Below are 21281 nucleotides of genomic sequence, written 5' to 3'. Positions count from 1 at the left end.
ACGAGCCATTTTATGGACAGCGAATTGTTTAAATCTCAACAATTGATCATTTTAATTGCGAAATAAACGATTTAATGCCGAACAATTATGATAAAAAAGTACGTATTTATACGTACTTTTTTTAATTTGCATAAGAATTATCTACTGCATCTCATTTCATATACCATGAGTATAAAAAAGACACATAAGACAATTTGTTCCTATTGCGGGGTTGGCTGCGGTATGTTGGTCAATGTGGACAATAAGGGTACAATTTCCGTAGACGGAAATCCGGATTATCCTTCAAATAAGGGTATGCTTTGTACAAAAGGGCGTAACCTTAATTATGTAGCTCAGGATACGACAGATCGTATTATGTATCCAGAAATGAAATGGAGTCGCAATCATCCTTTACAACGAATAAATTGGGACACGGCTTTTGAGCGTGCTGCTGCGGTATTTAAAAGTATCATTGCCAAACATGGTCCGGATAGTGTTGGGTTTTATGTCTCCGGGCAATGCCTTACAGAGGAATATTATCTAGTGAATAAGTTAACGAAAGGGTTTATAGGTACCAATAATATCGACACCAATTCCAGGCTGTGTATGAGTTCGGCCGTGGTGGGCTATAAAAAGACCTTAGGGGAGGATTCTGTACCTATTTCATATGAGGATATAGAATTGGCGGACTGTTTTTTAATTGCCGGTGCAAATCCTGCCTGGTGCCATCCCATCTTGTATCGCAGGCTTGAAAAGCATAAGGAAGAAAATCCAAATGTAAAGATCATTGTAGTAGATCCCAGAAAAACGCAAACTTGCGCGGGCGCCGATCTTCATTTACAAATTTTACCCGGTACGGATGTAATATTATTCAATGCCATTGCACGTAGGCTCATAGAAAAGCGTAAAATAGATACGGCATTTATTAAAAAGCATACCGTTAACTATAACGCGGTGAAGGAGACGGCATTTGCGCTTAGTATTAAAGAGGCCGCAAAAAAGTGTGGCATTGGCGCATCAGATATCCGTAAGGCTGCCGAATATTTAGGCAATGCCAAAAAGTTCATTAGTATGTGGACCATGGGACTAAACCAAAGCGTGATCGGTGTGGCAAAAAATGTATCGTTATTGAACCTATCGCTATTGACCGGACAAATTGGAAAACCCGGTTGTGGTCCTTTTTCCCTAACGGGACAGCCAAATGCAATGGGTGGCAGGGAAGTGGGCGGTATGGCCAGTTTATTGGCCGCACACAAGGATTTGGCTAATGCGGCACACAGAAAGGAAGTTGCGGAATTTTGGGGTGGTGGAGAGATACAACCAGAGCCAGGGTATACCGCTACGGAAATGTTCGATGCCCTTGAGAGTGGAAAAATGAAGGCCGTATGGATTATTTGTACCAATCCTGTTGTTAGTATGCCCAACGTAAAAAAGGTAGAAAAGGCTCTTAAAAACGCAAAATTTGTAGTGGTACAGGATATTTCGCATAATTCCGAGACCACTAAATATGCAGATCTATTGCTACCGGCCGCTGGATGGTTGGAAAAAGAAGGTACCATGACCAATTCGGAAAGAAGAATCAGTTATTTGCCTAAAGTAATAGATGCCCCGGGCGAAGCCCTTCCGGACGCGGAAATTTTATGGCGATTTGCACAGGCAATGGGTTACCATGGTTTTGATTATAAAAACAGTAGTGAAGTCTATGATGAACATTGCCTGTTGACAAAAGGAACGGAAATAGATATTTCTGGATTATCATATGAACGGCTGATCAACGAAGGAAGCTTTCAATGGCCTGTTCCGCACAAAACACACAAGGGTACACCAAGACTATTTACGGACCTTAAGTTTTTTACAAACGATAAAAAGGCCCATTTCAACGCGCCTTCAACATTATATAATAAATCTGAAGAGACCAATGGGGACTACCCATTGATATTAAATTCCGGCAGGGTAAGGGATCAATGGCATACCAGGACAAAAACGGGCAAGGTAAAACGTCTGCTGACCCATATTCCCCACCCTTATTTGGAAATGAACGCGGTAGATGCTTACCTAAGAAAGATCAAGGAAGGAGACATTGCAGTGGTTAGGAGCAGAAGGGGCAGTGTACAGGTAAAGGTTCAATTAAACTATGATATAAAGGAATCGGTGGTATTCTTGCCCATGCACTGGGGCAAAGTATTGAACAATGATTTTGGCAGGGCCAACAACCTTACCAATGATTTGGTAGATCCGGTTTCCAAGGAGCCAGATTTTAAGTATTGTGCTGTAGAGGTCACCAAATTTGAAAAAGTAAGACAGAACATCATCGTCATTGGTGCAGGAGCCGCTGCGTATAGATTTATACAATCATATAGGGAAAAGAACTCAATTGATTCCCTTCATGTCTTTTCCAAGGAAAAAGACCCATTCTATAACAGGGTACTATTGCCGGAATATGTAAGTGATGAACTGTCTTGGGAGGCTTTGGAAAAATTAAAGGAAGGAGAATTGCAAAAACTTGATGTGGAACTGCACCCGGGTATAGGTATAGATAGTATCGATAGTACCAATAAGAAGGTTACGGATAGTATGGGAGTTCAGCATTCCTATGATCTATTGATCATGGCAACGGGTAGTAGGGCTTTTATACCAAGTGATGTGCAGATACAGCTACCAGGTCGTTTTACGATGCGCGAACGGGGAGATGCGGATAAATTGAGAAAATACCTTTTAGAAACTGGCTTGCCTGCAAAAGAACAAAATGTGGTGATCGTGGGCGGTGGACTATTGGGCCTGGAACTTGCCGCGGCACTCAAAAAAATAGACATTAACATCAGTATCATTCAGCGTGCACCAAGATTAATGGAACGGCAATTGGATAGTGTGGCAAGTCGGTTATTGGCAGAAGATGTTTCTGAAAGGGGCATCAATCTATATTTTGATAATGAGGTTAGTACCGTTTTTGAGGATAAAGGGCTAAAGCATACCCTTTTGGTAAACTTAAAGACAGGGCGTACCATTCAATGCAATGCCATTGTTTATGCCATTGGTACCCGGCCAAATATAGAATTGGCCAAACAGACCGGTATAAAAACACGTAGAGGTGTGGTGGTCAATTCGTATTTACAGAGCACAGACCCATCTATCTTTGCCTTGGGGGAAATTGCGGAATACAACAATTCTCTTTTTGGGATAACATCCGCTGCAGAGCAACAGGCAGATATAGCCGCCAATTTTATCCTAGGGGATTTTAGCAGTATATACAATGGGTCGGTATTAATGAATATTTTAAAATTTGAAAACCTTGATCTCTGTAGTATAGGTATGGTAAATGCTCCCATAGGAGATACCACTTATGAGGAAATTATATTGATGGATGTAAGCAAACGTTTTTATAAAAAATGCATCGTTAAGGACGATACCTTGAAAGGGGCTATTTTAATGGGGGACAAAAATGAATTTGCGGAGTTCAAGAGACTTATAGAAGAAGAAATTGAACTATCCGAAAAAAGGGACGAATTATTAAGGGGAGCTTCTACGTCAACTCCTTTAAAAGGTAAACTGGTCTGCTCTTGTAGTCAGGTAGGAGAAGGTAATATTAACGACGCCATTCATGGCGGCTGTACCGATTTCAACAAATTATGTTCAGAAACGGGCGCCGGTCTTGGGTGCGGTAGTTGTAAACCTGAAATAAAGGAATTATTAAAGGGTCAACTTGTACTGGCAAATTAAGCAATAATGTTATGAACGATGATCTTCATAGAATATTGATCAAAGGTGGCGTAACCTCACCGGGAGAATTAAAGGACATTATTACCATGCTGGAGTCCGCTGGGCTGACCCATGTTAATTTTGGTTCAAGACAGGATATTTTATTTCCGTTAAAGGACGCCAAGGAAGAGCAACTGGAAAGCATCTCAAAATTCAATACGGATATTATTGGGGAGCGGTCATTTCAAAATATTGTAAGTTCTTATGTTTCCGCAGATATTTTTGATATGACCCACTGGTTAAAAGGCTCTACCTACCTGTATATTTTGGAAGGTTTTGATTTTCAGCCCAAACTCAAGATCAACATCACGGATCCCAAACAGCGCTTGGTTCCCATATTCAATGGCAATCTTAATTTTATTGCTTCGGAAAGTGAAGATTATTGGTATTTAAATATAAAGCTTCCCCATTGGAAGTCCGCCGCCTTTTATCCTGTATTGATCTATAGTTGGGATATTAATTCTGTTTCAAGGCAAATAGAGGAGTTTCAGGAAGATATAGCAGATGTGGACGAGTTGTTTTATATCATGAACAAAAATCTTGAAACCAATAACAAAACCATGGAGAAAGAGCTTAAGGTGCCTTTTCAAACTTTTCCATATTACGAGGGAATGAACAGAATGGGACTGGATTCTTATTGGCTAGGGCTTTATTGGCGAAACAACAAATATGACCTCTCCTTTCTAAAAGAGTTCTGTGGGTTTTGCTTGGACAACAGCATTGGTAAAATATGCATTACCCCTTGGAAGTCCTTTGTTGTAAAAGGAATCAAAAAATCCAGTAGACCGGAACTGGAACGGTTTTTAGGTAAAAGGGGAATCAATGTAAGGCATTCACAGCTAGAGATGAACTGGCATGTTCCTATAGATGATGGGGAGGCGCTGGAGCTGAAGAAATATTTGGTACGTAGTTTTGACCAAAATGACATTAGTACTTATGGTCTTACCTTTGGTATTAGTAATGAAGTTGGTAAACGATCTCATTTTGCATCGGTAATTATAGAAAAAAATAATTTGCCGACATTGGTACAGGAATTTGAGGTAAGACCAACCTACAATGTGCTACATTTTGAGCATTTTGATCCCAATAGCCAGCATTATCTTACCTACGCCCAGGATATTGATAAAATTGAGCTCCCCGGTCTTTTAATGGAGTTGAGTAAAATGTATTTTGAACAATTGGGTACGGTGGTCAATGAAGAAGAAACTGCCCAAGTTGAAGTACAGGATAAGGAACGGAGCATTTTTCAATGTACGGACTGTTTTACCGTATATGATGAAACATTGGGTGATGAAATTAATGGAATACCGGCAGGAACACAATTTTTGGATATTAAGGAAACTTATTCTTGTCCGGTGTGCGATGCTCCTAAAAGTAGATTTAAGGAATCCATGATACAGTTTATATAAGCGAAAAAGGCTTTAATAGTGTTTTATATAGGCTAACTATATACCATTGATAGGAGGTATCCAGCGAATCTAGAAGTACAATATTCACAACCATTCTTACAATAAATAGGATTTATCTTACATTATGTCAATAAGTTAACGTATATTTAATACAGGCAACAATTTACTTTGTACAGTCAAAAAGTCTAAATGGTTGACTATAATTTTGTTACATATCAACCGTAAAATAACCACCTATGACCAGAGTAAATATAGACGAATCCAAGAAAGTTACCGCTCTTGAAAAAGCCATAAAATTCACCATAGTTATTGCTGCTATAGGCATTATCTTATGTTTTGTGTTTTTGGCACTTGATAAATAGATTTGCATACTACAGTATAAAAAATGAACGATAACGCGAACCGTTATATGCAAAGGGCCATTGAACTGGCCAAACTTGGCAAGGAAAACGAAGGTGGTTCTTTTGGTGCGGTCATTGTAAGGAATGGTACCGTTTTGGCCGAAGGGTTCAATAAGGTCAAAGCATTATCCGACTGTACTCAGCATGCGGAGCTTTTAGTGATTCAAGAAGCATGTAGAAAATTGAATTCAACAACACTTAAGGATTGTACGTTGTATACCAGCTGTGAACCTTGCATGATGTGCCTTGGAGCAATCTATTGGGCCAAATTCAAAAAAGTATATTATGGCAGTTCTGCACAAGATGCCAAAGAACATGGATTTATCTACTCCAATATGTTTTATGACTCCAATACAGAAGCACGGCAAAAAGAATTTAATCTGGAACAATTGATGGCGGAAGAGGCCGTTAAAGTATGGCAATAACCATAATGGATGGTTACGGTTGCATGACCGGTAGCTCCAATACTCTTTCTGGACCGTAGAATTTTAGTGCAATTCCAAAAACGATTACTGACAGTACCATGCCGATCATGAATACGGTATATGTCCACCGTAAAATTCTATACTTACGTTCTAAGACAATACCTAGAAAATAGAGGTCCTTGGTCAGGGAACTATAAATATAATCCTTGTCCTTTATGAGTTGGGACATTGCCCAATCATACTGTTCCAACTTCATTTTATGAAAATTCCCAAAGAATAAAAGGTTGACCTTTTTTAGGTTAACCTCTTCTTCTGTAAACTGACCTGAAGTAACATTTGGTTTAGTGGCCAAGATGGACATGACCATAGATACGATACTGAACGTTATGAATACGCATGTTGGATAAATGAGATAATCATTGGACGGGTTATCCAGTTTAGGTATTAGGTTGGATAATGCCATAGAAATGATAATTGCGTTGACGGATAATAGGATATTGGCCTTGGTATCTGCAATATCACTTAATTTTAAATGATTTCTTAAGGTTACCCTATACAATGTTTGTATGCCCCTATCGGGTAATTCTCCTTTATATTTAGCCTTTAATCGCTCTTTCTTGGCTAGTTTACTGTTCTTTTTTTTGTCCTTTATCAGTTTCTTGATATTCTTATCCTTGCCCTGTTGCCAGTTTTCCAAGGCATAATCCGTATAAAACCTATGCTTGGTACGTAATAGCCTAATATTCTCCTCTCGCCAATCTACCAAGGAATATTGGGCAATACCTAAAGACTCGAGCTCTTCGCGCAAAAGTTCTGAGGTAGCCAAAAAATCTTTCTCCGCAAAATGGGAAGAATCTGCGTCGCGCATTATCTGCTCAAGTATTGTTTTGGGCTCGTATTCCTTTTCCGTGGCCATGATCAGGCTACAAACCTGGGATAGTATTTCTTTACTACACCCATGTTCGGTTAAGAAATCCCTGGCCATACCACAACTGTTTTCCTCATGGTTACTGTATGAAACAGTATACCCCAAATCGTGAAACCATGCTGCCAATAATAGAACTTCCTCTTCCACTTCGCCAATTTGCTCTCCTTCAATTAGCTCTTTGGTGCTATTGACTACACGTTGGGTATGGCGTAAATTATGGTACAGGTAATTAGGATTGGTGTCCGACGCCAATTTATCGCTAACAAAACGTGCTGCCTTTGAAACTATTGAGGACATGGATAGGTTTTTATCATAATGAGGTTTTTAAGGTATGAATTTAAAATCTATTTGTTAGAATGATAGACCAAATCCTACTTGAATCAAATTACTTTCCTTTGAATTAAAGTAACCCAAATTGAATGTCAATGCCTTTAAGCTACTGATCCAAAGCCCACCACCTTGAGAGGTATGCCAAACATTGGAATCTTCATCCGGTTGCCATACCCTACCATAATCAAAACCTCCATAAACACCAATTGTAACCGGGGAAACAGCCGTAACATATCGTTTAACCTTTAGCTTAAGGTCAGAGGATTGAAAAAAATAGGATTTGCCGGTAAACCGCTCGTCCCTAAATCCTCGTAAGCCGTTACGGCCTCCTAGGGAAGGGGTGTGGTAGAAAAACACCGTATCATAATCAAACAATCCTTTATATTCTGCCATGGTACTGTAAACCAAATGACCGGAGGGTTCCAATTTGTGGTCAAAACCTACTTTTAAAGAAGCATATCCAAACTTATTGGCACTAAGATCAAGGTTCATTTTATAACCTGCGGCAAAGCCAAAATAAATGGCCTTGGTAGGAAAATCTCCAGCATCATCACGATCATACTCACCTGTAAGTTCCACACCACCATATTTTTGGCTATCAAAGAGCGCATTGTTCAAATTGGCGGGATTAAACAATCTGTTTTCATTGTCCGCTACTTTAAACGATTCATATAATGCCTTAAACCGTAAACTGTAATAGGCCAAACCTGCACTTGCCTTAAACTGTTGTATTCTGGCCCTGTAGAAGTCCCTACCTAGATTGTCCTCGTCGTTTAAGGTTTCATTACCATAATCAAAAAAGTTGCTTACGTAGCGATCATTGGTAAAATAGGCATCCACTTCCAAGTTCCAACCAGGAAAGATACTGCCATATGTACCGGAATATGCAACTTCCGCAGCTTGGAAATTAAAGAAATAATTGGCGCTTAACCTATGTTTTTGTCTAAAGGAATTTCCATTGATGCCATTTTTGGTATACGTGTTCGCAATACCTACAAAAGCACCATCATCCGTTCTAAATCCTGCATTGGGCACTAAAATATTGGAATTAGGTTCAAAGAATCTAAAATGAAAGGTATTGGTCTTGTAATTATCCGAAAGTAAATTTTTTGGAGTTTCTTCCTCAAAGGATATTTTTTCATGTTCCCAATCGTACACATGAACCTGCTTTTTGTTTTTTATGGTATATATATCCTCACCATAACCACCAATTATTTTTAACTTGATACGGGTTTTTTCCGTACCCTCAACAACAAAGATATCATCGTCCCCAAGGCCGTATATCCATAATTCCTTGGTGATGTCCGGGTCAAAGGTCCTGGAATACATTAATTCATTCTTTTCATCGGATAGAAGTCGTTTTACCACAACTTTGGTTTCACCGTTCTGCATTCTGGTTATGGTAAAAATATCATCTTTCTCGGTACCCCTAACCGCAACGATTTTGTTGAGGTAGGTGGCATATTCCCTTGCAACTTCCGGCAAGGTTTGTAAACGTTTGAGCAAACTCTTTTTGATATATTCAGAAGTCTCGTCCCGTACCTCTACCGGAAGACGTTTAAATGCATTTTCAACGACCTCTTCCGTCATACCTTTTTGAATGGCCTTGGCCTCCTCTACCCATGCCTCTGGACCATAAGAAGTAAGTAAGGTTCTATCTAACCTATTTCCAGATAGGTTTAGCCATTTTACGTTGTCCACATCCTCATCATAGGTTTCCCAGTTTCTTGAATTGGGCACGAACCAATTTATAAATGGTATGACCTTGCCATCAAATCTTGGAAATACATTGTCTCGATCACGGGGTACGGGCATAAATTCCTTTTCTCCGTCCGGACTTTCATATTCGATCCAACGCCATTGATCTTGGTGCCTGTCCCAATCACCAATGAGCATATCAAAAATTCGTGCACGGATCAAGTTTTTTTCATCGACCGTATAGGATTCGTCACTTTTTATTTTTTCGAGCATATCCGTAGTACTTTCATAATCGGTCACCTTGCCCGATTCATCAATAGTCCTTCTATACCCTTTATAATTGGCCTGTTCTTCTGATGGGCGCCTTTCTATATAATAAAGTTCATCTCCAAAATCCTCATTGTACTCTTTGAGCGCCTCTTGTTTGGGCACATAGAACAGATCGGTGTCCGAGTGGTTGATGGCTATGGAATTGGCCAAAGGATCTACCACTAATTGCATATACGGATGTGCAGTGGTAAAAAAATCCGAGATGGCTTTTTCTGCCCAAGTATCTTGATAATCTGCGGTATTGTAAGAAATACCGGGTAGCTTAAATTTTAAAAACTTGAGCGCACTTTTACGTAGGGAGCGCATGGCGTATTGTTTGCCGTTGGCGTCTTCCAAGCGTAAGGAGAAAGACTGGTGGCCGCCACCTTCCTTAACTACGTTTAACCCTCCGTACAATGTGTCTAGTTCAACAACCGGGGCATTGACCGGTTGACCGTAATAGGAGCGATAACGCTTGCCCCATAAAAATTCATAAAATCCACTTTTGGAATAATCCGCTGGGTCCTCCAGTATGTTGGTAGAAATATTGGTATCCGATGGTTCTGCAAAATCCGTAAATTGTTTTTTGGTTTTAAATTGTGGTAGAACGGCAAATGTTTTTTTCTCCTTTAGGTTATTTTCGGATATAAAAGTAACCTTGGAACTGCCATCCTCAAAATAATCCAAACGGGCAAAACCACGGTCTCCATACGCATATTTGCCATTGAAATCTATGGACCCGCCTATTGCGGTAATTTTACCAGGAACTAATTTTGTAGCACTTTTGGAACCTAGGGAACCACTAATAATTTGATGTAAACCACCTCCTTCAAGCAATTGAAGACTTTCCTCATGGCCTGAAACCAAGGTTATACGATCATTGGCCTGTGCCAAAGCACTTACTGCAATCCTTAGATAATTATACCTTCTGGAATTCACATGTTCAGGATTAAAAGCCCCAAGGTCCATAACCGCATTTTTAACCGTACCTACCAGAGGTAGTGGTTTCATATGGTCCTTTATGGTAGTTTTGCCGGCATAGATACCATTGGTAAAAACCGGATGGTGCATGGCAATTACGATATTTTTGCCCTGTCCGTCACCAATATACCCTTCAAGCTCTTCCATAAAGCGTCTACGGGTAATAATGTCTGTACATTTACTATTAATATCCTCTATCCTGGACCAATTGGAAACAAACCATTTGGAATCTATGAGGATAAGGTCTAAATCATCATTAATGACCTTGTGTTCTATAGGACAACCATTGTTGGGATCTACCTTAGTGCCTTCCCTATTGACTTCTTTCAGTAAGTTTTCAACTTTTTCAATTTTATCCAACTCATAACTCTTCCATTCATTATTTCCCGGCAAGAAAACCGTTTCTCCCTTAAAGCTGGCGGACAATAACAATTGTTGTTGAATAAGAAGACTATCAGTATTCCAATTCTTAATTTCTGGACTAATATTATCCCCCGTAAAAATTAGCGTACTATTTTTTGGGGCATTAGTTAGTTCCTCTTTAAATTGTTTTAAAAGATTGTCATTTGGGGTAGCGGAAAAATTACCCAACCCACCAGCAATATAGAACGAATGCGTAATCTTTTTATCCGCACGGATATCGTTCAAATCAGCGGCCTTATGCTCTTTAAAAGTTGCGCATGATGCAAGCAATAGCAAGGAGCCAAGAACAAAAGAGAATTTATAATTTTGCCACTGAATTGAATATGGTCGTTTGGTCATAAAATGATTTTAGTGAATACTTTGGTCGTAGGTATATTTAATTCGTAAAAAATACATTGGATACAATAATCCCGATTATAAGAAGAACAAGGAATGCAATGACAATAGTTGCCCCTAGTTTAGTTTTTTTATTTTTCTGTAAGATGAATTCCCTTGTTTCCTCTTCCGGTTCTTTTACAAATTTTGTTTCTTCAGTTTCTTTTTTCATAGCTTTTATTTGTTAATGTATACTGTTTTTTTATTGACGAACTCCAATATTCCTTCTCTTGATAACTCTCTACCATAACCCGATGCCTTTGTGCCCCCAAAAGGTAATCTAGGGTCAGATTTTACCATATCGTTTACAAAGAATGCACCGTCCGGAATATTGGAAATAACGGAATATGCAGCATCTATATCTTGTGTAAACAACATGCTGCCCAAACCAAATCTTGAATCTGTAGCCAACGCCAATGTTTCTGCTCTATCCTTGGCTTTTATAATGGCGGCAACGGGTCCAAAGGTCTCTTCTTTGAAAATGGGCATGTCTGGCGTAACTTCGGTAATGATGGTAGGTGAAAAATATGCCCCGCTCCTTTCGTTGCCAAGTACGTTCTTTGCTCCCATGGCAATGGAGTCATTTATTTGTTGTTGTAATGTTTCTGCGAGATCCTCACGGGCCATGACCCCTATATAGGTATCGTCCTTCATGGGGTCACCAGATTTTAAATCCTTTACTTTTGCGATAAATTGCTCCATGAATGTATCGTAGATGTCTTCACATACGATGAATCGTTTTGCGGCGATGCAACTTTGACCCGTATTTTGCATACGTGCCATTACCATGGTGTCTAAATGAGTTTCTAAGTCGGCATCTTCCCATATAATACAGGCATTGTTGCCACCCAATTCCAAAACTGATTTTTTAAGGTGCTCACCTGCCAGTTTAGCTATGGATTTACCCGCTTTTTCGCTCCCGGTCAAGGTAACCGCCTTAACGTGATCATTGGCGATTAATCGTTCAATTTCCTCATGACCTGCGATAATACTTTGAAAGCATCCTTCAGGATAACCTGCATCAAGAAACAATTGTTCAATAGCCTTGGAACAGCCGGAAACATTGGCCGCATGTTTTAAGAGTACGGTGTTGCCTGCCGTAAGTGTAGGTGCCGCAAAACGTATTACCTGCCAAAAAGGATAATTCCATGGCATAACGGCCAAAATACATCCTAAAGGGTCATAGCTTATGAAGCTTTCACTTGCATCGGTTTCAATAAGTTCATCTGCCAATAGATCCTCTGCATTGGTAGCATAGAAATCACAGGCCCAAGCACATTTTTCTATCTCTGATATACTTTGGGCAATAGGCTTTCCCATTTCTTGTGTAATAAGTTTGCCATAGACCTCCTTGCGTTCAACCAATAACGAAGAAACTTTGGAAAGTAATTTAGACCTTGATTTAATGGAAGTTTCTTGCCATTGGTTTTCAACGGATAAGGAACTTTGCAGCTTTATGTCCAAACTCTCCTGGGTATCCCTATTATAGGAATTAATTGATTCACCGTTATATGGGTTTGTTGAAGTATTCTTTTTCATGGTTACAAAATTAGATGTTCCAGTAAAAAGGGTTTAATGCGTTTCATTTAAATGTTAACCCTTTTAACCCTTTTAATCATTTGGTTACCGTTAATATTTAAAGGTTTTGAGTCAAGGTTATCTCCTTGATTTAATGACCTTTGTAAGGAACGATGTCGATTGTTCAAAATCAAAAAAATAGATAAATAAAAAACAATATCATGAATAACAGCGGAAATACATTATTGGCCATTATTGCAGGATCTGCCATAGGGGCCGCGTTAGGAATTCTTTATGCGCCGGACAAAGGTGAGAACACCAGAAAAATGATTGCGGACCAAGCTGCCGCAACCAAAAATAATTTGACCGAAAGTGCAGTGGAACTTAAAAATAGGGTAGCCTCCAAAGTTTTGGATGAGAAACAATCCTTGGATACACGAGTAGAATCTCTGGTAACGGATTTAAGTTATAAGACGGAAGACGTTATATCTACGCTAGAAAAGAAATTGGCGGAGCTAAAGTCAAAGAATAAGAAACTGCAGAAAACATCATAACTAATGGGAATTATTGAATCACTTAACGATACATCTAATAAAGCAATTGATGTAGGCGAAATTTACTATAAGAAAACTCAAGAGTATTATAGACTTAAAGTGTTTCAACAATTGACCATGACCACTGGTATGCTGCTTAAAATGGCTGTGATCGGTGGTCTTGGCTTTTTGGCTCTTATTTTTTTAAGCGTAGCCGGCATTATCTATTTAGGAAATGTATTGGGCAGCATGGTAATTTCATGTTTGATCGCTACCGCGATATTTATAATCCTGGTAATTCTTGCATATATGTTGCGAAGAAAATTGGATAACCTACTCGTAAGAAAACTTTCGGTCAAATTTTTTAATTAGAATAGACTTATGTACAAAAATTTTGATGAGATAGAATATAACCTTAAACGACTTAAACTGGAGCGACAAATAGCTTTGGAGGAAATAAAAGGCTTAAAACATGACGTTCAGGAAGATTTAAGTCCCTATAACTGGATTTCTACGATTTTGTCCGGAGTAAAAAAGTTTGGGTTTTTATATTTAATGAAGAAGATCGTAAAGTAGGTTGTTTAAAGCGTTGGTGTTTTTGTCTTGAGTAACCTGCAACTGACGCTCATTTATTCATTATATTGTTGTAATGTTCAAAATGCAAGTTTGTAGAGTGTAATACATATTTAAAACATTTTGTAGCTAGAAAACAAATAGGATAACACTATTATAAAACATAAAAAAACACCCCTAAATGGGGTGTTTTTAATATGGTATATATTGTTTTAGTCTCTAGAATCTTTGGTCCAGGCATCTAGCATCCAACTTACTTTTTCTATTTCACCAATATACCCGCCGATCATATCAATGGTTCCTTCATCACCGGCAGCTTCCGCTTTTTTGACCACTTTGCTCATTTGTTTTAAAATGGCTTCATGTTGTACAAGTATATTTTGGACCATTTCATGATCAGGGATCAATGAGGAGGTCTCTTTAATGGAAGACATTTTAAAGTATTTTGAAAATTCACTGGTAGGATGATGTCTTAAGGTTAGAATACGTTCCGCAATCTCATCAATTTTAATTCTGGCATCAGTGTATAATTCCTCAAATTTTATATGAAGATCAAAGAAGTTTTTGCCCAAAACGTTCCAATGATATCCTCTTAAATTTTGATAATATATGTTGTAATCTGCAAGTAAGGTGTTCAATTCCTCTACTATAGGTTCTATATCCTTAGATTTTATGTCTAAATAGCTCATGATTTTTGTTTAAAGTTTAACGGTACAAAGTTAACTATAAGCGGTGTTGCAACTTAACTCATTACCACTATTGATCAACGCAATTAAAACCTTATAAACTATCAATGGCGCCTATGGGTTTACCAAAGGTTTTAAATCAATATAGTAGTAATTTACTTCTCCAACATGATCGTAAGATGTTGACTTTTGTTTTAATGAAGCCCAGTCAAAATGATCATCTAAGTTGTTTTCTTTATAATGGTTCGCCAAGCCTTCCGTCAGTAGTAAATAATCGTTTATCTTAACCTTGTTCTTTAAAAGTTTATGGGCAACTATAAGGTCTTCGCCAAAAAGTTTAATACTGTTGCCAACTTTGGTAAGGGCAATTTCCTTACCATAATGTAAAATGATTTTAAGTCCTAAAATATCTGGAATAGAGGCCGCATCCGCGTTATCGTTGTGCTTCTTTCTTAATGCGTCCAATTCCTTGTAAAACTCCGTATAGAATACCCTACATTGATGAATTAGTTTTTCTAGGGATGGCATTTTGCCGGTTTTAAAAAAGAGAACGGCATCGCCCTCAATTTCTGAAACCTTTAAGCCAATTTCGTTGGTATAAATTATCTGATTTAAAAGTGCGGGAATAATTTTGGAACTAAGTTCAAAATCCGTCTCGCTCATAAATTCGGTAAAACCGCTTATATCCGGTATACAAATCAACATTGGGGACCCTTTCATAAATAGGTTTGTTTTAGGAGGTTAAGGTATGATAATGAAATTTTTAAAATAGGTCCGTTCCACTAAAATTGTACTCCTATAAAAAATAAATGGGTATTGTATAATTATTAAGGAGTCAATGGGGTTAGTTTTCCGTTGGATTGAAGTATTCTTGAAAAGACGATGTTGTTATTTTTGTTTATATTTTAATCTTAAATATTAAACATAAATTGATTTTTTAAATCAATTTTTTTAGAACATTGGTGTAACTAAGGATTGAGCAAATGGACTATACACAACTTATAGAAGGTGATCCCCAAGAAATTGCGGAACACATGCAACTAAAATATATAGAGCGTAATAAATTGTCCATTTTAAGAATTAAGGAAAAAGAAAAATTTCAGTACATATACAAGAATAAGCCTCTAAAGAAAAAGAAGGAAATTAACCGAATAGAAAAACTGGTAATACCGCCAGCGTGGCAGGAGGTCAGAATAGCATCAATTTCCAACGCACATTTGCAGGCGGTGGGCTATGACCTTAAAAAAAGATTACAATACAGGTATCATGATTTATGGTTAAAGGTCAGAAACAGGACAAAATTCTCCAGGATGGCCCAATTTGGTGAAGCGCTACCCGTCATAAGAAAGAAAGTGGACGAAGATTTACAATTAACCGGCTGGCCCAAGGATAAGGTATTGGCGTTGATCATACGGTTAATGGAAGAAACCCATATACGCATTGGAAATGAGCAATATGCCAAAAGAAACAAGACATATGGCCTTTCTACGCTAAGAACACGACATTTAAAGACGACCAAGAACAAGCTTAAATTTGAATTTACGGGCAAAAAAGGTAAAAAACACAGCATAACCTTGAATAACAAAAGGTTAAGAAGGTTGGTGTTACAATGTGAAGAGATACCTGGCTGGGAGCTATTTCAATTTTATGATGAAGATGGAATAAAAACCGGTGTGGAAAGTGGAATGGTCAATGAATATCTACAGCGAATAAGTGGGCAAATGTTCACAGCAAAAGATTTTAGGACTTGGGCCGGTACCATTATTTTCTTTGAATCCTTGGCAGAAAACGAACCTACGGATGATGAGGCTATTCTCAAAAAAAATATAATTAGTGCGTTTGACAGAACTGCGGATGCATTGGGCAATACTAGAAACGTTTGTAGAAAATATTACGTACATCCTTTTATTGTTAAGGAGTATGAGGAAAAACGGCTGTTTAAGACCTTGAGGACAATTGATTCTAAAGTACAAAAAGAATACCAAACAGCAGCGGAGCAGGTATTATTGGGTTGTATTCAACGTTATGATCCGTTCACGGATTTAAAGAAGACGTTCTAATTACAGAACTATATTTAGGAAGACATTTTAAAAAAGGTGGTTTTACGAACGTTCAACCTCATCTTCCAACTTCAATACGTGGTCCCCATCTTTTTGTTTAATATATAAGGCCTTGTTGCCATCTTCTCCGTTTCGGGTGACTTTATTACCTTTTATGGTCTTGGTAATTTTAGATGTATAGGTTTCCTGGACCTTGCCTTCTGCAGTACCATTTCCCCATGACCATTTAACTGTTGTACCTTTTCGTATCATTGGTTTATATTATAAGGTTTGCGCATTCCATCACCGCTGTAGTTTGGAGAACCGGTGATGGAATTTTATCCTGTTTAAGGAGCACAAACTAGAGAACTATTCTGTGGTATAAAGATCTTTAATTTGTTAAAAAACATCACGCTAAAACACGTTGTTTTTTTGATCCATTTACAAGAAAACTTAACCCAATTGAAAGGAGTTAAGCCTTGAATGAATCAAGGCAATAATTCATTTAAAAGAGAAGTAGTTTAGCTATGAAAATATGACATATATACCATGGTAGAATTAATTTCAGGTGTTTCTATATTATTAGCTTCAGGATGTATAGCCGTAGTAGTCAAGGATTATTACATGGCGGACAAACAAGAAGTTACACGAGTGCAAGAAAGGGATGATGAGGGTTTTTGCGATATTGATATGGAATATATAATGATGCAATCCAATAAAGGAGAAGCAAAAAATATCAATGAATTAAAGAAGAAGTTACAGGATTTTAAGGACAGGAATAGATTTTACAGGATGTAATTGTGATTGACATCTTTAAACAATTAATCACGTCATTTAAAAATAAAAACAATGAGTACATATACAGAAGAAGTAGGAGAAAAATTAAATGCATTATTGGAAAAAACATATGATGCGGAAAAAGGATTTAAAAAAGCGGCCGAGAATACTGAGCACATGCAATTGAAGTCATTCTTTCAAAGCAAGGCCCAACAACGTTATGATTTTGGACATGAGCTAAAATCTGAAATTAAATCTTTTGGTCAGGAAATTGACAAAGGAGATAGTTTTACCGGAAAGGCCCATAGGGCTTGGATGGACGTAAAGGCATTGTTTTCATTAGATGATGAGGAGTCTATGCTTGAAGAGGCCATTAGAGGAGAAAAGGCTGCATTGGAGGAATATGAGGAAGTTTTGAAGGATACTTCATTACCTTCTACCACTTCCACAGTGCTTAGAAGTCAAAAGCAGGCCATTGAAAATGGTTTGGCCAATATAAGGATGTTGGAAGATTTGAAATAAGAGGATGGTTAGGAGTTGAAAAGGAGGCACTTTGCCTCCTTTTTTTTTGCTCATTTTCAAGAAGACCCGCTAATTGTCAATAGTAATATCCTTCTATAATATGGGGTGGTCAAACACACGGATTTTATTGTAAAAAGTTAAATTAACCAACTTATTTTTAATGGATTAGCTTTTAGTTCTTATGAACAAAGAGTCAAGTATTTTCTTATCTACCTTGCCCATAAAAAAAGCTATTTCCATGTATTATAAACTCTCCAATACAGCTAAAATAGAGCAATTGGAACACGAGGCCGGCGCGCTGTTCAAATATCCAATTCTTTATGAACCACAAGTCGTTGTCAGCGGTTTGTCCGAAGTTTCCATACCTATAATTACAATGGAGCAACGAACTACCATTTCCCTGGCCATTTGGGGAATGTTACCCGGTGATTTTCAAGAAGATTGGGAGCTGTTTCAAAAATTGACCAATACCTTAAATGTTCATATAAATACACTACAATCAAATTTGTGGTTTAAGGATTCATTACTAGAGAAAAGATGTTTAATACCGGTAACAGGTTATTTTACATCATTATTAAGAGACGGAGAAATATATCCTTATTTTATCAAGACAGAGGATGATAGTATTTTATTTCTTGCTGGGATTTATACGGTATTGGAAGATGGGTTTAAAACCTGTGCAATAATTACAGGCCCCAGTAATGATTATGTAAAGAAATATCAAAATCTGGTAGATTTTATGCCGTTGACCATAGATAAAACGGAGAAAGATAGTTGGTTGGATCCAGAAATATCAAAGGAACAGGTTTTGGACTTATTAAAAACAGATGATGTTAAGAAATTATCGGCAAACCCTATTGCAAAAGGGTTGTTTGATCAAGATATATCCTATGACAGTATGCTTATGCCCAACGAACATCCGGATATCTAATTGAGTGAGGTATTTTTATTTTTTAATTGTTTTCTATACTCGGTAGGAAGAATTTCATAAGCTTCAAAGAAAATTTTTGAAAAATAGCTTCTACTCTTAATACCAATGGCGTAAACAATTTCGGAAACGGACAAATCCGTGTTTTTAAGATAGTCCCTTGATATTTCCAATTTAAGCTGCCTTATGTATTCATTTACGGTCTTGGAATAAAGTATCTTAAAACCTAACTGTAATTTTTTAGGGCTTAGGCCAGACACTGAACTTAAGGTTGTAATTGTAGTATTGTCCGCTAAGTGTTCTATGATATATTCTGTTAAGCGATGTATTTTAATAATCTCATTTTTAGAGATGGCTTCGGGCATATTCATGTTTTCTGTAAAATTATGATGTTCAACTAATTGCATGGACAATATCATGTACAGCCTACCCTCCAATGCCAAGGTTCTAAGAATGCCGTAATCCGGTATGTTGGACAACTGTTTTATTTCGTCCGCCAATTGCAAACTAAAGTTCCCAAGGTGTAGATAGGGCTGTGTTTCTTTGCTGCAAGTAAACAATGGCATTAAGGATTCATTGAGATAGGTGAGGTTGTTGTGTTTCTTCTTTTGATATTCTGCAGGCAAAACCTTTATTAAATTGATTTTTAATTTTTGGTCCTTAGGGTAGATAAATGTAGGTTGAGAGCTGCCAATAGGCGAAAAGATGATATTTTGAAACTGTTCTAATGAGATATGCTCCCCAGAATTGTCCTTGCTATATTTTAAACAACCTTGGGAAATAAAGATAAAATCAATAAAAGGGGTATGGCATTGATTAAAAACAATTTTAATGTCTTTATGCAATGTTATATCAAGGTCCAATAGGGTAATTCCCCAATCAAACCCTATGGTTCTAACAGCTCCATGGCCCAAATCATTGCTAAAATCAAATTGACGTTCTCCCCAAGCTTCGGTCAGGTCACCATTAAAAAAATAAAGCAGTTGGGAGAAAAAATCATTTGAACTACATATGGTTAACTCGTTCATGATGAAAATTTATAACACGGTACGGGGGTGTTACAAATGAACGGGAATCTCTATAATTACCTTAACAATTATGAAATGTTAATTAACAATATTGGGCGCATTTATATAAATACTAAGTTGTTATTAGGATAGTATTACAACAAGATTTTGGCAGAACGTTTTAAATGGTCTTCTTGTTCTCCAAGTTCATTGTACGAAGTTTTTGCATATACTGTTTGGGTGTCATGGCATAGCGCTGTTTAAATAATTTAGAAAAGTAACTTCTAGAGTTTATGCCGATCCTATATGTTATTTCAGTGCAATTTAATGTTGTGGTTTCCATTAAATGTTGAGCCATTTCCAAACGTTTGTTTTGGGCGTACTCTTTTACGGAAAGTTTAAAAAGACTTTGAAATCCATTTTGCAAGGTATTCTGATTAAGCCCTACCTTTTTGGCCAGTGCTATAATACTTATGGTGTGTTCCAAGTTCTGGCTTATAATATTGGCAGCTTCTTCAATCTTCACCACTGTAGATTGCCTTAAAATGGTACGTTTTTGATCTGGGGAGGTATCATCTACATATTGTCTTAAATGGTGGGCAAGTATTTCGTAGCATTTACCTTCTATGAACACACTTTTCGTAAAACCAGTATCTTCCGTTTCATTGATTTCCTCTATGCATTTTGCTATATCCAAAGAAAAATGGCCTTTATGAAAAAATAGATTAATTCCGTTTACATCCCTAAAAAGTCCTTCTAGGTCCTCATTCATTTCCGGTAAGAATGATTCAATTTTCTCCTCGAACAATTTTCTGTTGATTTCCAGATTAATAAAGCATACCGGTTCGTTTGCCTTTATGGTCAATACATTTCCATATTTGCTATTGCAGGAAAAAATAGCGCTTTCCAACCTCATGATTTCCGTCTGTTTATCCTGGCCGTTAAATTCATGAAAGATTGAACTTTCCCTGTTAAAAATAATCTCTAGGGGTTGTACCAAGGATTTGTTGAGGTCAAACCTTACTTCTTTTTTTAACCGTATATCAACTTCCATTAAACCTACACCGTGAGAAAAGCTAATGGCCCTAATGTGTCCTGTGCCGGCTTCATCTGGTATATCCAGGCAAATTTCATTGTTCTCTTCTTGATACTCTATGCGCAACCTAGCGGCAATATCCTTAACGACATCAACAATATTCAGTTCCTTAAGTTCTTTTTTACTGCTCATGAATTGTCCCCTGATTATATGCGCACAATATAAGATTAAAAAACATAGCTTTTAAGGCATAGTGTTTCGTTCGGCCAATTGGAATAAAGTATAGTTTATTGTAAATCAATCTAATAACCTTAAAATTCAGATGAGTCAATATTTGTTTTTTTACCATTAAGCTATGCTTGTCAATTGTTGCAACTTTGCTGGGAGCGATAGCTATATTGATAATTGTTTTTATTGATGTATCGTTTAAGAGTATTAACCTAATTAAAATCACTATTATGAGAAAATCGATATTAATGTTTGTCTTTGCACTTATGACTATTAGCGTTGCAATGAGTTGTAGGGAAGAAAAAACAGCTGGAGAAAAAATGGAAGAAGGAATAGAGGATGTTGGTGATGGCATTGAAGAAGGTGCGGAAGAAGTTGAAGATGCCGTTGAAGATGCAACTGATGACAACTAATACGTAG

At 37.5% G+C, this 21281-nt stretch carries 21 protein-coding genes; 12 read left to right on the top strand and 9 right to left on the bottom strand.

The window, feature by feature from the left end:
- Window positions 1–165 precede the first annotated feature (165 nt).
- The 4 genes from CHB68_RS12180 to CHB68_RS12170 all read left to right on the top strand — a co-directional run bounded on the left by CHB68_RS12180 (window position 166) and on the right by CHB68_RS12170 (window position 5970).
- Window positions 166–3696, top strand: coding sequence for a nitrate reductase (locus CHB68_RS12180; protein ID WP_089261146.1), 3531 nt, complete (start codon window positions 166–168; stop codon window positions 3694–3696).
- A gap of 11 nt (window positions 3697–3707) precedes the next feature.
- Complete coding sequence (locus CHB68_RS12175; protein WP_089261145.1) at window positions 3708–5144, top strand: rubredoxin; 1437 nt, start codon at window positions 3708–3710, stop codon at window positions 5142–5144.
- A 236-nt stretch (window positions 5145–5380) separates the two neighbouring features.
- Window positions 5381–5506 carry a hypothetical protein gene (locus CHB68_RS18800; RefSeq protein WP_261375021.1) on the top strand — a complete coding sequence of 42 codons (126 nt, stop codon included), beginning with the start codon at window positions 5381–5383 and terminating at the stop codon, window positions 5504–5506.
- A 23-nt stretch (window positions 5507–5529) separates the two neighbouring features.
- The gene (locus CHB68_RS12170; RefSeq protein ID WP_245838927.1) at window positions 5530–5970 is read left to right on the top strand and encodes a nucleoside deaminase; all 441 of its coding nucleotides are present in this window, start codon (window positions 5530–5532) and stop codon (window positions 5968–5970) included.
- A 13-nt stretch (window positions 5971–5983) separates the two neighbouring features.
- Here CHB68_RS12170 and CHB68_RS12165 read toward each other — a convergent pair whose 3' ends face one another.
- From CHB68_RS12165 to CHB68_RS12155, 4 genes are read right to left on the bottom strand one after another with little or no spacing between them, the layout of a single operon-like run.
- Window positions 5984–7195, bottom strand: coding sequence for a Pycsar system effector family protein (locus CHB68_RS12165; RefSeq protein ID WP_089261144.1), 1212 nt, complete (start codon window positions 7193–7195; stop codon window positions 5984–5986).
- Window positions 7196–7249: 54 nt separating this feature from the next.
- Window positions 7250–10978: a BamA/TamA family outer membrane protein gene (locus CHB68_RS12160; RefSeq protein ID WP_089261143.1), complete on the bottom strand. Its 3729-nt coding sequence runs from the start codon at window positions 10976–10978 to the stop codon at window positions 7250–7252.
- Window positions 10979–11015: 37 nt separating this feature from the next.
- Window positions 11016–11186 (bottom strand): hypothetical protein, encoded by a 171-nt coding sequence (locus tag CHB68_RS18570; RefSeq protein ID WP_179213195.1) that lies wholly within the window; start codon window positions 11184–11186, stop codon window positions 11016–11018.
- A 5-nt stretch (window positions 11187–11191) separates the two neighbouring features.
- Window positions 11192–12553, bottom strand: coding sequence for an NAD-dependent succinate-semialdehyde dehydrogenase (locus CHB68_RS12155; protein WP_089261142.1), 1362 nt, complete (start codon window positions 12551–12553; stop codon window positions 11192–11194).
- Between the two features lie 200 nt (window positions 12554–12753).
- Between CHB68_RS12155 and CHB68_RS12150 the strand changes: the two genes are divergently transcribed.
- Genes CHB68_RS12150 through CHB68_RS12140 form a run of 3 tightly spaced genes read left to right on the top strand, consistent with a single transcriptional unit; the run spans window position 12754 to window position 13641 of the window.
- On the top strand, window positions 12754–13086 hold the full coding sequence (locus CHB68_RS12150) for a YtxH domain-containing protein (protein WP_089261141.1): 333 nt from the start codon (window positions 12754–12756) through the stop codon (window positions 13084–13086).
- 3 nt (window positions 13087–13089) lie between these two features.
- Complete coding sequence (locus CHB68_RS12145; protein WP_089261140.1) at window positions 13090–13437, top strand: hypothetical protein; 348 nt, start codon at window positions 13090–13092, stop codon at window positions 13435–13437.
- A 9-nt stretch (window positions 13438–13446) separates the two neighbouring features.
- On the top strand, window positions 13447–13641 hold the full coding sequence (locus CHB68_RS12140; protein WP_089261139.1) for a hypothetical protein: 195 nt from the start codon (window positions 13447–13449) through the stop codon (window positions 13639–13641).
- Between the two features lie 209 nt (window positions 13642–13850).
- Here the strand turns inward: CHB68_RS12140 and CHB68_RS12135 are convergent, their stop codons facing one another.
- Together CHB68_RS12135 and CHB68_RS12130 are read right to left on the bottom strand one after the other, a co-directional pair.
- A complete protein-coding gene (locus CHB68_RS12135; protein ID WP_089261138.1) occupies window positions 13851–14327 on the bottom strand; it encodes a Dps family protein in 477 nt (158 codons plus the stop codon).
- 111 nt (window positions 14328–14438) lie between these two features.
- On the bottom strand, window positions 14439–15044 hold the full coding sequence (locus CHB68_RS12130; protein WP_089261137.1) for a DUF2652 domain-containing protein: 606 nt from the start codon (window positions 15042–15044) through the stop codon (window positions 14439–14441).
- Window positions 15045–15307: 263 nt separating this feature from the next.
- Between CHB68_RS12130 and CHB68_RS12125 the strand changes: the two genes are divergently transcribed.
- The gene (locus tag CHB68_RS12125; protein ID WP_089261136.1) at window positions 15308–16384 is read left to right on the top strand and encodes a DNA topoisomerase IB; all 1077 of its coding nucleotides are present in this window, start codon (window positions 15308–15310) and stop codon (window positions 16382–16384) included.
- Between the two features lie 42 nt (window positions 16385–16426).
- Here CHB68_RS12125 and CHB68_RS12120 read toward each other — a convergent pair whose 3' ends face one another.
- The gene (locus CHB68_RS12120) at window positions 16427–16636 is read right to left on the bottom strand and encodes a hypervirulence associated TUDOR domain-containing protein (protein WP_089261135.1); all 210 of its coding nucleotides are present in this window, start codon (window positions 16634–16636) and stop codon (window positions 16427–16429) included.
- Between the two features lie 276 nt (window positions 16637–16912).
- Here CHB68_RS12120 and CHB68_RS12115 point away from each other — a divergent pair, with 276 nt between their 5' ends.
- The 3 genes from CHB68_RS12115 (at window position 16913) to CHB68_RS12105 (ending at window position 18593) form a co-directional block, all read left to right on the top strand.
- Window positions 16913–17161 carry a hypothetical protein gene (locus CHB68_RS12115; protein WP_089261134.1) on the top strand — a complete coding sequence of 83 codons (249 nt, stop codon included), beginning with the start codon at window positions 16913–16915 and terminating at the stop codon, window positions 17159–17161.
- Window positions 17162–17212: 51 nt separating this feature from the next.
- A complete protein-coding gene (locus CHB68_RS12110) occupies window positions 17213–17662 on the top strand; it encodes a ferritin-like domain-containing protein (protein ID WP_089261133.1) in 450 nt (149 codons plus the stop codon).
- 181 nt (window positions 17663–17843) lie between these two features.
- On the top strand, window positions 17844–18593 hold the full coding sequence (locus tag CHB68_RS12105) for an SOS response-associated peptidase (RefSeq protein WP_089261132.1): 750 nt from the start codon (window positions 17844–17846) through the stop codon (window positions 18591–18593).
- Here CHB68_RS12105 and CHB68_RS12100 read toward each other — a convergent pair.
- Together CHB68_RS12100 and CHB68_RS12095 are read right to left on the bottom strand one after the other, a co-directional pair.
- The gene (locus CHB68_RS12100; protein ID WP_089261131.1) at window positions 18590–19618 is read right to left on the bottom strand and encodes a helix-turn-helix domain-containing protein; all 1029 of its coding nucleotides are present in this window, start codon (window positions 19616–19618) and stop codon (window positions 18590–18592) included. The two genes, CHB68_RS12105 and CHB68_RS12100, sit on opposite strands and share 4 nt — an antisense overlap.
- A gap of 160 nt (window positions 19619–19778) precedes the next feature.
- Window positions 19779–20825, bottom strand: a complete 1047-nt coding sequence (locus CHB68_RS12095) for a helix-turn-helix domain-containing protein (RefSeq protein ID WP_089261130.1) — start codon at window positions 20823–20825, stop codon at window positions 19779–19781.
- Window positions 20826–21091: 266 nt separating this feature from the next.
- Between CHB68_RS12095 and CHB68_RS12090 the strand changes: the two genes are divergently transcribed.
- A complete protein-coding gene (locus CHB68_RS12090) occupies window positions 21092–21274 on the top strand; it encodes a hypothetical protein (protein ID WP_089261272.1) in 183 nt (60 codons plus the stop codon).
- Window positions 21275–21281: the final 7 nt, after the last annotated feature.

Origin of the sequence: Maribacter sedimenticola (assembly GCF_900188415.1) — a bacterium.
GTDB lineage: Bacteria > Bacteroidota > Bacteroidia > Flavobacteriales > Flavobacteriaceae > Maribacter > Maribacter sedimenticola.
The sequence above is the reverse complement of the archived record's forward strand: the minus strand, read 5'-3'. Positions and strand labels throughout refer to the sequence as shown.